General features: G+C 43.5%; 16 protein-coding genes. 9 read left to right on the forward strand and 7 right to left on the reverse strand.

Features of this window, described 5'->3' with window-relative positions; all coding sequences use genetic code 11:
- Positions 1–334: 334 nt before the first annotated feature.
- From AC0IWZ_RS22950 to AC0IWZ_RS22975, 6 genes are all read right to left on the reverse strand, one after another.
- Entirely contained in the window at positions 335–823 is a 489-nt protein-coding gene (locus AC0IWZ_RS22950) for a hypothetical protein (RefSeq protein ID WP_471679287.1), read from the reverse strand.
- An 86-nt stretch (positions 824–909) separates the two neighbouring features.
- Positions 910–2,169, reverse strand: coding sequence for a translesion error-prone DNA polymerase V subunit UmuC (gene umuC, locus AC0IWZ_RS22955; protein WP_471679288.1), 1,260 nt, complete (start codon positions 2,167–2,169; stop codon positions 910–912).
- 8 nt (positions 2,170–2,177) lie between these two features.
- The gene (gene umuD, locus AC0IWZ_RS22960; RefSeq protein ID WP_471679346.1) at positions 2,178–2,597 is read right to left on the reverse strand and encodes a translesion error-prone DNA polymerase V autoproteolytic subunit; all 420 of its coding nucleotides are present in this window, start codon (positions 2,595–2,597) and stop codon (positions 2,178–2,180) included.
- Between the two features lie 137 nt (positions 2,598–2,734).
- Complete coding sequence (locus AC0IWZ_RS22965; RefSeq protein ID WP_471679289.1) at positions 2,735–3,226, reverse strand: Hcp family type VI secretion system effector; 492 nt, start codon at positions 3,224–3,226, stop codon at positions 2,735–2,737.
- A 263-nt stretch (positions 3,227–3,489) separates the two neighbouring features.
- Complete coding sequence (locus AC0IWZ_RS22970; RefSeq protein ID WP_471679290.1) at positions 3,490–4,017, reverse strand: DUF2778 domain-containing protein; 528 nt, start codon at positions 4,015–4,017, stop codon at positions 3,490–3,492.
- Positions 4,018–4,215: 198 nt separating this feature from the next.
- Complete coding sequence (locus AC0IWZ_RS22975; protein ID WP_471679291.1) at positions 4,216–4,473, reverse strand: hypothetical protein; 258 nt, start codon at positions 4,471–4,473, stop codon at positions 4,216–4,218.
- A gap of 598 nt (positions 4,474–5,071) precedes the next feature.
- Between AC0IWZ_RS22975 and AC0IWZ_RS22980 the strand changes: the two genes are divergently transcribed.
- From AC0IWZ_RS22980 to AC0IWZ_RS23000, 5 genes are all read left to right on the forward strand, one after another.
- Entirely contained in the window at positions 5,072–5,458 is a 387-nt protein-coding gene (locus AC0IWZ_RS22980; protein WP_471679292.1) for a hypothetical protein, read from the forward strand.
- Between the two features lie 56 nt (positions 5,459–5,514).
- Positions 5,515–6,615: a DGQHR domain-containing protein gene (locus tag AC0IWZ_RS22985; RefSeq protein WP_471679293.1), complete on the forward strand. Its 1,101-nt coding sequence runs from the start codon at positions 5,515–5,517 to the stop codon at positions 6,613–6,615.
- Positions 6,616–6,676: 61 nt separating this feature from the next.
- Positions 6,677–6,961 carry a hypothetical protein gene (locus tag AC0IWZ_RS22990; protein WP_471679294.1) on the forward strand — a complete coding sequence of 95 codons (285 nt, stop codon included), beginning with the start codon at positions 6,677–6,679 and terminating at the stop codon, positions 6,959–6,961.
- 142 nt (positions 6,962–7,103) lie between these two features.
- Positions 7,104–7,385, forward strand: coding sequence for a type II toxin-antitoxin system RelE/ParE family toxin (locus AC0IWZ_RS22995; protein ID WP_471679295.1), 282 nt, complete (start codon positions 7,104–7,106; stop codon positions 7,383–7,385).
- A complete protein-coding gene (locus tag AC0IWZ_RS23000; protein WP_471679296.1) occupies positions 7,385–7,687 on the forward strand; it encodes a HigA family addiction module antitoxin in 303 nt (100 codons plus the stop codon). Before AC0IWZ_RS22995 ends, AC0IWZ_RS23000 begins: the two co-directional genes overlap by 1 nt.
- Positions 7,688–7,758: 71 nt before the next feature.
- On the opposite strand, the gene AC0IWZ_RS23005 is transcribed toward AC0IWZ_RS23000, so the two are convergent.
- Positions 7,759–8,706, reverse strand: coding sequence for a hypothetical protein (locus AC0IWZ_RS23005; protein WP_471679297.1), 948 nt, complete (start codon positions 8,704–8,706; stop codon positions 7,759–7,761).
- A 1,507-nt stretch (positions 8,707–10,213) separates the two neighbouring features.
- On the opposite strand from AC0IWZ_RS23005, the gene AC0IWZ_RS23010 reads away from it, so the two are divergent.
- Genes AC0IWZ_RS23010 through AC0IWZ_RS23025 form a run of 4 tightly spaced genes read left to right on the forward strand, consistent with a single transcriptional unit; the run spans position 10,214 to position 12,693 of the window.
- Positions 10,214–11,314 (forward strand): DNA-binding protein, encoded by a 1,101-nt coding sequence (locus AC0IWZ_RS23010; RefSeq protein WP_471679298.1) that lies wholly within the window; start codon positions 10,214–10,216, stop codon positions 11,312–11,314.
- 17 nt (positions 11,315–11,331) lie between these two features.
- Positions 11,332–11,838: a hypothetical protein gene (locus tag AC0IWZ_RS23015; protein WP_471679299.1), complete on the forward strand. Its 507-nt coding sequence runs from the start codon at positions 11,332–11,334 to the stop codon at positions 11,836–11,838.
- Positions 11,828–12,397: a hypothetical protein gene (locus AC0IWZ_RS23020; protein ID WP_471679300.1), complete on the forward strand. Its 570-nt coding sequence runs from the start codon at positions 11,828–11,830 to the stop codon at positions 12,395–12,397. The genes AC0IWZ_RS23015 and AC0IWZ_RS23020 overlap by 11 nt, the downstream gene beginning before the upstream one ends.
- A 2-nt stretch (positions 12,398–12,399) precedes the next feature.
- Entirely contained in the window at positions 12,400–12,693 is a 294-nt protein-coding gene (locus tag AC0IWZ_RS23025; protein ID WP_471679301.1) for a hypothetical protein, read from the forward strand.
- Positions 12,694–12,709: the final 16 nt, after the last annotated feature.

Below are 12,709 nucleotides of genomic sequence, written 5' to 3' on the forward strand. Positions count from 1 at the left end.
TAATACCAGGCCGTTGTGATCTGCCCGTATCGATGCCGCCAGTGTCCCGGATGCCGCCCGGAAACGCGTGAAATCTTGTTCAAAATAGCTGTGGCTGTCGCAGCTGATAAACGACATGGCCAGCGCATCCAGCGCGAAGCCGGTGTTTCAATGAATCGTTGTTTTACAGTGAGTTAGGTATTTTTCATTGCAAAATATATTGGTGAGTTTTTTTGATGGTGTCAGGCGGAGCGTTGCGCTACGTGAAATCTGAGATTTTGCGGGGGGATTGGGGGCAAGAATTGACGAGAGAGCGCCTGAAAAAACACCACCTCGTCGCTTACCTGAGCCGGGGTTACTTCATTTTCTTTATCACACCGGACAATAACGCAATCACATCATTAAGCTGGCTGTAATCATCGGCTGTTGAGAAATAATCATAATGATTGCCTGTCATTAAATCATGGTGCATTTTATCGGTTTGTTTTGCTGTCTCAATTTTCATTGCATTATATTTACCAATAAAATCTTCACTCTTATTTGCAGGCATAAACAAGCATATCTGATAAGCTTTCTGATCACAGGGGTGATAATTTTTAAGTGCCATTTCAGTAATTATACTTGTATCATATTGGCCTATATTCCGGTTATTACGGGAGGTGCATTCTTTATATTCATGCAGGAACTCATAGACCAGTGCCAGTAATTTTTCTCTGCGCCATTCATTCAGGGATTTTGCTCGGTTGTCTTTTGCTATCATCCAGTTAATCAGCGCCGACACCGCCACACCAATAAGCGAACCAGCCGCCCCCATCAGAGCAACATTTAAGACCGTTAATTCCATTCAAAGTCACCTATCACGCAAATTTAAGTATCACTCAGGATACGCGCCAGACGCTGCTACTGCCAGCTCTGGCGACAATGTACCGCTTATTTAATGACAGCAACCGGAAGCTGTTTCCAGTTCGTAGTATACGCCGGGGAGAGCATTTCGCGCTTCATCTGCCAGCCTTTGTTGATCCCTTGTCCGGCAAAATTAATTCCACAGGAAGCCTTCTGGTTTATCTGGTCTATCACGCGCATGAGCGCGGCGCTGTTCGCCCTGGGTGGCGTTTCATCAAACAAATCAATCTGGCCTGTTCCGGGCGTGAAATCGTTGAGCATGATCCCCGCTTTCTGATACCTGTACCCGTCCCGCCATATTGATTCAAGCGCCCGGACTGCTGCAGCGACAATATCGCGGGTGTCCTGCGTTGCCAGCATCAGGAGCTGGCTGGCGTTGTTGCTGTAGTACGGATCGCGGGAAAAGGGGCTGGTACTCATAAATATCGTGATATGTCGGCAAAACTGCCTGTCGGCGCGTAACTTTTCGGCTGCACGTTCAGCATACTGACAGACCGCTTCATGCATGGCCTGTAACGTGGTGATCCGCTCGCCAAAACTGCGACTGCAAATGATTTGTTGCCTGGCGGGGTGCGATTCTACAGATACGCATGAAATCCCGTTAAGTTCCCGTACAGTGCGCTCAGTAACCACGCCGAACGTCTTACGGATGAACGGTAAACTGGCATCAGCAAGCTCCAGCGCGGTATGAATACCCATTGCGCCAAGCTTCTGGCTGGTTTTCCGTCCAATACCCCACACCTCGGAAGCCGGGAGCAGGTGCATTAACTTCCGCTGGCGGTGCCGTTCAGTGAGCACCACCACACCGCCCGTTGCCGTCCATGTTTTGGCGGCATGATTAGCCAGCTTTGCCAGTGTCCGGGTTTGCGCCACGCCGATCCCGCAGGTCAGCCCGGTATGCTGATAAACGGTGTCCCGTACCCGTTGACCGTAATGTTGCAGGGATTCGCTGGCCTCGATGCCGTCTACCAGCAGGAAAGCTTCATCAATGCTGTAAACTTCTGTTTTAACTGCTAATGAGTCCAGAACGGAAAATACTCTCGCACTGAGATCACCATAAAGTGTGTAGTTAGAACTGAACACGGCGACATTGTGTTTCTGTATCAGCGCCTTGATCTGGAAATACGGTGCGCCGCGCTTGATACCGAGGCTTTTTGCCTGGCGGTTGAGCGCCACACAATTCCCGTCGTTGTTCGAAAGAACGCAGACGGGCTTGTCTTTCAGATCTGGCCTGAAAAGCTGTTCACAGGCCGCATACATCGAGTTTACGTCACACAGCAGGTACATGATGCCTCCTACAGAAAATCATGAATGCTGTGCGTCACAACCCCGAAAATTTCCAGGTCATCAGGATCGGCGTAAATCGGGCTGTAGGCCGGATTCATGGGCATCAGACACAGGCGGGGATGGAGGCACAGTTTTTTGACCGTAAACTCACTGTCAATACAGGCAATCACAATGCTGCCATGTACCGGAGTCAGTGACCTGTCCACAACCAGCAGATCACCAGACTGAATCCCGGATTCGACCATCGACTCGCCGGAAGCGCGGAGGTAGTAAGAGGCCGAAGGATGGCGAATGCAGTATTCGTTCAGATCAAGTGTGGAGTCGATATGGTCTGCTGCTGGGCTAGGAAAACCAGCCTCACATCTGTAGGAAAACAACGGTATTTTTAGATTAACTGACTGATCGGGGGAGTAAATTTCTGCTTTCATCATAAGACACCAAACAACTGTACATTTTTACAGTATAGCGAGATGAAAGGAATGCGACAATCAGATGCTTTTTGTCATTGCGCCAGGACGGGTATAAAAGGCCGATGGCTCGGCCTGTGCGAATTTGAATAATTTCGCTACGCAGTATTTCTTTCTGTCCATGCGTCTGAATACTGGATATTACCGTCTACATATTTCCATGTTATTTTATCGTACATGAGAGAAACAGATTCCATGTGATTTAACTGTGAGTTCCCGGCTAACTTAGTATTGGGTACACCAGGATTAACACCGGTAATTTTCACCCCTTCCATTGTAATGGTGAAATAACATACTTCCTGACCAGCATCATTTATATGATAAAAACGTATTTCTGCACTTTTTAACGTTTGTCCTGTTGCTACAGCCTTATATAAATAAGGGCTTGAACTGTCAAACTCTTTCTCAAACATAACAGGGGAATGAGAGCGAGTGCCAGTAATTTTGCCATTGGCACTGTCAACCGGAAGATTCAACCCATGACTGAATCCAATAACCTCAATACTTCCTTCACGGTCTTTTACATCTACAGAACCTTTAATATCCGCGCCACCATCATCTTTTAACCATAAATATGGGGGGATTGGCATTTTAGAAACTCCTTATTTTTCTGATTAATTTCATTAAGAAAATGTAAATTATTGTTGTAATAAGCAAGACGGTAACAAATGAAATATAGAAATAACTATCGTAAAGTGTTTCAGCATTTACGTTATTATAACCTTTGATAACCTCTGTCACTTTCACGGCAAACTCATGATTTATCCATATCTCGGGTTCACCTAATGAACGGCCTACAGTAATCAAAAGTCCAATATAGAATATTATTTTGAGAAGCCATAAGCCCCACTTTTTAAGGGGCTGGACAACTGTTGCTAATTCCATTAGCTATCACCTCCACAACACCACGCGCCATCAGGGACTTCATGCAGGGAACTTCAACGGGGACTGCTCGCAACAAAGCATTTCTGACAGAGGCATAATCAGAATTATTAGGGAGCGTAATACAACCCTCTGATATATGCCCTGGATGTAAACGGAAAAGACCTCGATGGACATTATTAATCCATGTTCCATCATCAATCCCCCAATCATCTTTATACAGTGCAAACCATTCATCACGCCCGAATGCTGTCCCGTTCACCGTTTTATTCCAGAGATCCTGCGCATCAGCTTTAAGCCCTGAAAGAACCCCTCCAGAGCCACGCTCCACAATCCAGTATTTACCCGGTGGCAAGGGGCCACTTTTGAGTACATCCCCACATGCGCCTCTGTTACGGTATATACCCCCACCCGAAAATGCCATGAATGTACCTACACCGTAAAATGTAAGAGGTGAATAATCCGCATCATTCAGAACAAACTTTCCATGTAGCGCCATAAAAACCACTTTAAAATTGTAGGTATTTGTTTTTCATCGTATATCGGTTAAAAGGATAGAAAAAGGCAGAGAGTGCTATTTGGACTGCGAAAAGTCTTAATTTTTGCGCGGTAAAAAAGAAATTGTGGACAGAACAGGCTGTATGTCCAATGAGGCAGGGAGTTAAACGAGAGGTAGAAAAAAGCCGTCCAAGCGGCCTTAAATTCTTGGATCGAAGGTGATAACCCTCTTTGCTAACTCAAGACCTTTTGCGGTCGAGTGCTTAGGATGCGCACGAAGTATTGTTGCTTTCCCTGTATGGGAAATATCAAATTCACAGCCGCATTCCATACACTCGTCCGGGCGACTAGGCACGTCCCAATCCCTGACGTTCTCAATCTGCACATTTACGATAGAAGAACAATTAGGACATTGTATAGGCATTACTTTCCCATCAGGCCATGCGTATTTTTTCATATACTTTCCCCACTCATTATTGTTAATCCAGTTTACCAGGATAGTTTACCGTAATGTGCCCCGGAGCGCGTGAAATCTTGTTCAAAATATCTGTATCTGTCGCAGCTGAGAAACGACATGGCCAACACGATCGATGTACAACGGGCGATAAGACGAATTGTTTTTTAACAGTAAGTTAAGACTAACTCTTGGTAATTATAATCGGTGAGTTTTATTGATAGAGGTATGGCTTACAGTACATGTTGTCTCCGACCGTTCGATTCCTTTATCGCTGCTATATAGTAAAAATCTAAAACCGGTCTGGCAGTGGGGGGGAGGGTAGTGTGACGGATAAACACTGTAATTTCCGGCGATTGTAGAGCGGTGATCACTTTAGATACGGCATAGTCGCCTTCCATGCCCATGGGCATAAATTCACATACAGTGCTGTCGATGATCCGTCCTTGTCGTTTTGAAAATTCGAGGTGAGAGTATCGCGAAGCCACGCGTTAAAAACTTCCCTGCTTTAAATTGCATAATATATTTAGATATATATTGCAATAGAATCAAGTCAGAGCTATTATTACTCCATCGAAACAAATAAAACGCCGGAGAAATGATGGGATACTTAAACGAATTAACTGAAAGCAAATTCAAGAATTTAACCTGGTTTATTTCTGACGTGCAGGTCAACGTGGCAGAGGAAGAAGATGGAAAGGCTTTCGTCGGTGGCGATGTGTTTTACAAACTTGAATCTGATCGTAACAGTGAAGAGGATGATGAGAATCTTCCTTTATTATGGTTCCAGTTCACAGCGGATGTAGATAACTCTGGTTTTAAATCAGAAGTTACAAATATTGAAGCCTTTGACGATTTCGATGTTTCTTCAAATTTAATTTCTTTTTGTCGTGAGGATCACCATTTGGCTGAAAATTTAATGAAAGATGTCATTAAATCATCCAAATGGCAGGAAGAAGTTTATCAAGCAATTCGGGCACAATTTTAAATAAATTCTGGCGGCAGGACTTCTACCTGTCGCCAATAAATTGAAGGCTATCCAAAATGAATACCACCACGAAAAGCACTCTGCCAACTCCAAAAGCACAAGCAACGGAAGAGTATTACTACCAGTTACCAGGCGTCTACGGTCTACAGGGGGGAACGACAACCATTATGCTCAATGTTCCAGCCCGAACGCTGGCAAGCTTGCTGAGTAGTGACAGCTTAGGTCATGCACTAGAACGTTCTCAGCGCGAAATAAACTCTGGACGGGTGAAGAAGTTTATAGCTTATCTAACTGATTCCGCTAAAAGCGGTACGCCGTTTATTATCCCTGCATTAATCGGAAACTGTGATAGTGAGATAGACTTTCAATGTATCGGCAATTCAATGATTGGTATCGCAAAAATCCCGATGGAAGCAACAATTAAGCTTTTTGACGGACAGCACAGAGCAAGAGGCATTATTGAATTTATCCGTAACTATGATATTTCTCTAAGTGTTCCGATCCTACTAACTGTCAAGCTACCACTGAAAACTAGACAGCAATTTTTCAGTGATATAAATAATAATGCTTCTAAACCATCAGCAACACTTAATATGGCCTATGATGGGCGTGATGATGTAGCACAGTTAGTTATTGGTATATTGCGCCGTCATGCTATTTTTTCAGAGATTACCGATTTTGAAAACAATATCGTACCTTCAAAAAAACCATATTTTGTGAGTTTCAAGGCTATCTGTGACGCAACATCTAAATTCATCGGTGCCGGTGACAAGAAATTACCAGAGGAAGATATCGAGGCTATCTGGCAGTCATGGGCATATTTAACAGGGATTGAAGATATTAAAAATAGCACGAAACAAAATGAATATAAGAAGGACTACATTCAGTTCCATGCTGTAATGATTAATGCTTTTGGCTATGCCGTTGCCGAGTTGCTAAAAGAAAATGATGCCAATGCTACCGTCTCAATGATTGAGCAACTAGCGGTTAAGGCCGACACCTGGAAAAAAGAAGAATATTTCCTTATCAAAAATTGGGCTGGTACATGTGTTGATGTATCTAAGGAGCGGCCTGTCATTATGGCAAATGTACCGGCGCAGCGCAGCGCAGCAGCCAGGCTGGTTGAGTTGATTAGACGTGGATCTTTCAGCGTCTAACTATAAAATACAGAGGCGGGAATTCCCGCCTTTGTTTACTGACATACAGGAGTTGTAAAGCGTGGCAAATATAACCGTGGATGTGCAGGCCATTCAGGAATGCCAAGCCGAAGGAATGACCCAGGCTGCAACAGCCGATAAATTAGGGATCAGTCTTACCGCCGTCTGCTATCACTGGAAAAAACAGGCAACCCGAGGCCGTCCCAAGGGCAAAGGCAGTAATGCAGAGGAGATTGCGAAGCTGATCAGCGAAGGAAAAACAGATCGCGAGATTGCCGAAACATTGGGTATTGCCGTTTCAACCGCCAACCGCCAGCGTCGTTCACTGTTAAAAGCGCCTGAGTAATATCCTGAGTTGGTCTAATACCAGTAAAGCCTCCTTATATAGGGGGCTTTCTAATTCTGAGGCATTAAAACCAAGAAAGTGTTTCTCATCGAGATACACTTTTGTTATGCTGTTTCTTGTCGGGAAACAGAAGGGGCGAGCTTTGATTAAAAGCTGGAAGCACAAAGGATTACAGAAGCTCTATCTAAAAGACGACGCAAGCGGAGTGCTGGCAAAGGATGTTGAAAGGCTAAAGCTACGTTTGCAGGTTCTGGACGAAGCAGTGACAACGGATGAATTTAGAAACTACCCAGGCTTTAAATTCCACCCTTTGAAAGGTGATAAGCAAAACCTTTACGCCATCACAGTCAGAGCAAACTGGCGCATTACGTTCGAATTTTCAGAAGGTGATGCATACATACTGAACTTAGAGGATTATCACTGATGACTATGGTCAATCCCCCCCATCCAGGGGGTTTGATTACGGAATACCTGGAAGACTATGAGGTGTCCTTACGCGCCCTGGCGAAGGATCTTGGCGTATCTCCGTCAGCCCTCAGCAAAGTTGCAACAGGTAAAGCCGCAATCTCTCCAGAAATGGCGCTCCGCTTGGAGGCCGGTTTAGGTATGGCAGCTCGTTTATGGCTGGCCATGCAGGCGGCATACGATCTAAACCGTGCCAGAGGGGAGGTAGACCTCTCCCATGTTGTCGCCTCGCCACACGGTCACGCTGAGACAGCACACTAAACAAAACGCCCGCGAACAGCGGGCATTTTGATGACGCATACTCCTACCCGGCAACCAAAACTTGCACCATGTCAGTTGAATCTTCCGTGTTCACGATCATATATTTTTGCATCACAACAGAGGTCATAAAGCCACACATCCCATGGACGGTCAAAAAAAACAGCCTGGCTTACTAAGCCTTGCGCTTCGATAAATTCACTTTCTTTTTTGAAAAGATCCCCTAAATAATCACATTCATTTTCGTCATTTAAATTAAATATTATATAGCGACAACCAAAGCCAATAAGGTCTTTTAAATATTTTTTTATATACTGGCTTTCCCATCTAAATGTAAACTCATTGAACTCAAGCGCATCGACTAGGGTATCTAAATGGTAGACTTTTCTTAGTTTGCAATTAATTTTGGAGGCAATAAAACGAAGTTTTTTAGGATAGGCATCAGATAACAAATCAGAACAAATCAGAGATAACCGCTCAATATCGTTATTTCCTACAAAACTAGATATTTTTCTTAGAATAGAATTCCCCACAAAATATTTATCACTGGTTGAAAGATGAATGAGCGAAGATAGTTCATTGGTCAAATTAATACCTAGTTCAGATAAGGTGCGCTTACAGTGCATATCAGCAGGGGATGGCAAGTATTTATTCTTAACCAGGAAATAGATTCTGATTTCTGAATATACATCATTAATGGCTCGACGGGCGAAAACATCAAACTCATTACCAACAATGGATTTAATTTCTTCTTGTATCTCGTCGTATGAAAAATCACCCACTGTAAACTGACACTCTATATGCTTGTCTTTACCACCCCAGACATAGTTTTCTGTCACTGAACAGTAGTTAATACAAAAACGTCTGATTTTTTCCTGTAAAGCGTCATGCTCAGATAAATTGATTTCAAACCAATAATCGTTTGGTTCATCTATATCAGAGGACATTAAAACAAAGCGCACAACAGGGGACTGACAAAAAAATCTCAAATATCGGGAATTATAATCCTTATCAATTTTCATGAATCACCTTATTATCCAGGTTAAACCAAATGTACCCAAAAAGACTGTTTAAATTGGCAGGAAATTGATTTTCTAAAAACAGATCGCTATATCATAAAGTGATTCAATAAGCGACCAGGCAAAAATTACAGTCCCAACCATGATATAAAATAGGTCAGGGTAAAATCCAGTATCCAATGCACAGTCTGCATCACACACAATAAATACCTCCAAAGATAAGATAAATGAATTTAACATTACTAATTAGGAAGTTAAGGTACAAAAAAACCCGCAAAAAGCGGGTAGTTTTGGTCAGAGGTAATGCATCACTGACAACTGCATAATGTAGCTAAAAGTGGTGGCCATGTCAGTTTTACCGCATTACTGGTAGGTTGCCTTAGCGCCTCACTACATCACAAAATTAAACTAACATTGAGCTATAGTTTTGTCAAATCAACTAAGCTATATGCTCTAAAATATCATTATCGGCAACAAGATCGACATCACATATATTTGATTGAACAAATACAAGTGCTTCTCTTAATGTGGTGAAGCTATTTCTGGTATCTACGGAACCATACACTAATTTCTCAACATTAAATTCATTTTCTTTCTGGTCAGGTATTGATAATAAATATGCACAGTTTTCAATGCGAAGATTTCTAATATCAAAGGTTCTGCTTCGCAAATAGGTATCACTGGTGCAGTCATTCCGAAAATCAGGCCGTCTTGTGCCTGGTCCATGCATGGATACGTAAGTCCAACACCCTGGCTGGGTGACTCACTCATTCAAAATAATTGCTACCGTCGTCATCTTTGTTTCAGTTGGCCAACTCGCTCGATGAACAGCCGGTGCAAGCTAGATTTCGTGTTTTACAGTGAGTTACAGATTTAATCGTATGAGAAATATCGGTGAGTATTTTTGATAAAGCTAGAAACTACGTTGCGCTACGTGAAATCTGAGATTCTGGCAGGGGGATTAGTGGAAAGAATTTACGTAGGAACGTCTTGTTGAGTATTGATACAACCACATTCCCGTAACGCTTCTGGTTGCTTTGCTGGCAGACATCCAGATACTAAAAAACCCGCCGAAGCAGGTTGTTAGTGCCGGGCTAATGGATGAGGAGTTAGCCCAACAAAATTCACAGTGAACCAATTCTGGCAGCATTCCGCTTTGAGTCCTCAAGTCCTCACACTCTATACTCAGGCCGCCTACGCCCAGATCCACTGCAAAAATATTATTACCCCAAAATGGCTGTGTGCAAGCACTACAGCTACACGCCACAACAACCTTATTCTTACACAAAAAATTGGTTTCGATGCCGATCATCACAACTTATAAAACTTCTGATAATAGTAGTTATCGGAAGTTTATTTGATTAAAGGTACTATGCAGTATCATATACGTTCATATATCATATCCGTATCAGGTCACTCTACAGGCACAAAATGAGCAGGTTTCGCTCGTTTCCATACTGTTTGGAATCTTTTATAATGATGTATGTGCGTATATGAACGGATATTTCCTATGACAAACCCTACTGACCTGTACCCCACAGCCGTCGAAGCTGTATCGACAGCTTTAGCCGGTGGCGGCAGCAAGACCGCATACGATTTAACGAAGATATGTTGCGATGCCATTACCCGTACCGGGCAACGTATACCTTCCTGGATGACCATCAGAACATTGATTGGTAAAGGAAGTGCAAATGACATCAACCGAGGCAAGGCTGATTACCTGGCTGAATTGGGGGAACAAGTCCGTAAGCAAGATGATTATCTTGCAGCGATACCGGAAGAACTTATCAGGCCGTTTTTAGACATCTGGAGTCATGCAAGGAAACTTGCTGACGCCGGTTATGACGAAGCCAGACGGATTGATGAGGCACGTATCGAAGAAGCCAGATCCCTCGCTGATGACGCGGAAGAAAATTTGCTTGTGTCTACTCGCCAGGTTGAACGATTAGAAAGTGAGGTTAAGTTTGCCAGCAAGAATACAGCCCTACTCTCTGACCAATTAGCTGAAACTAAAGCTAACGCAAAAAACAATGAAAAACGTTATGAAGCCAGGCTTGAAGAAAAATCACAGCAATACACTCAAGCACTAGCGGAGCTGGAGTCTGAACAAAAGGCTCATGTGTCCACACAGGAAGACTTACAAAGCCAGATATCCCAACTGCAGGGTTCACTTGATGAAAGTAATGCGGCTCTGGTTAAAACCAAACGGGACAATGAATATCTTGACCGTCGTTGTTCTACAGAAGAGGAAAATGCAAGAAATGCTCGGGCATCACAGGAAGAAATAGCCACCAGGTTTGAGTCACTCACAACTGAGTTTAAAACTCTATCTTCCAGGTTTGAGGCGCTTTCAACTGAGCACGGGACGCTTAGAGAAGAACTGGCCGCAAGTCGTGCAGCCCAAATTGTAATGTCTGATGATAATGCTCGCTTACGAGAAGAAATCGCAGGCTATAAGAAGGAAGAACGCTCGTTAACTGCAGAACTTGTGAAAGTGAAAACTGAACATGAGCAGTTAAAAAAATTATCCAACTCAAAACGAACGAAAAAAGCTTCACCAAAGACCACTGCAGGAACTGCAAAACCAAGCAATAAAAAAACGGTTAGCTGAAATACTGGAGGCAAACAATGAACAAAAACATTGAACTTATGCAACACGCATTGGGAATAAATGAACACAAGCGCGAACCGTATCGTAATTACTTTCTAGCCAGTAGTGGAAATCCAGATAACACGGCGTGGCGGCAATTGGTCGAGCAAGGCTTTGCCTCTGTCGGCCAGGCACCAAGCTGGTCATGTGGTGATGTTGTTTACCACGTAACAGACAAAGGTAAAGTTGCAGCAATATCGTCTCTACCAACACCGAAGAAGAAAACTGCTTATGATGAATACCTTCATGCAGATTATGGTTGTTCTTTTTCTGAGTGGCTTTGCATCAATCAACCCGAAATTGAGCAGCGTGAAACAGGATTTTTCACAGGCAAATATGAATACCGGATGTATCGATACGCACGATTTAATTGGGATACATACCGTGATGTAGAAGGCGACTGGCAACCAACCAAAAAGGCAGCAAAAGCCAGCTATAAAGAAGCCCTAAAAGACCGTAAGGAAAAACTACGCAATGAACAATGACAACGAAGTCGAATCATTAATCAAGAAGTTACGGGAACGCTACAACCCTATCGAAATTCCTAAATGCAGTAAATGTGACGGTGAATTGACTCTTCAACGTTCTGGAGGTGGTATCAACACTTGGGCGTGTTCTGGTCAAATTGTTGATGATAATGGGTGGCATTTCGCACCAGGACGCGGCATAGCAGATGAACACTATCAAGAGTCACAATGGTATGACTGCAGTGGCGGTGGCGACAAGGACGTACTCAAATTGATTACGGTGTTGGAGCAGACGCAGCAGCGCTCGAATAAGTTTGCGACCGAGAACGCTGACCTTCATTACCAGGCCACACAGTATCGCCAGCTCATCACTGAGCTACAAGCCAGATTAGAAACACCTGTTTTCATTCCGGGCAGAGTAAAACCTGCTGAACTTGCCGGTTCTGGCGAAAGGAAGGAGCTATTAGGGTTTAACCGAGCTTGTAATGAATGTGCTGATCTTATTACTGGAGCTGGATTTAAAGTAATCAGGGGCTACAAGCCGAAAAATCAGTTTGGACTTGGCGGGGATAAATGAGAATGAATACAGAAGAATTAAAGCAACATATTGCTACCAGCGATGAGTCTGCATATGAATTGTTGTCAGACTCAATGCCGAACGCCTCAAGCCGTTTTTATCGTATTACGAATAATCTGGCAAAACTCCTTGAAGAAGTTCGCCAGCATTACCCTGATGCGATTTATTACACGACAGGTGGTGATGGATTTGGCCTGGTATTAGGTGAAACACATAGCGGTAAAAGTGACTCACCAAATAATGAGTTACTCGCGCTATCGGCTACAAAACTAACAGTTATGGGTGGCGACTGGTAACGCAGGTCATGTATAA

The organism is Buttiauxella sp. AC142, from assembly GCF_979253435.1.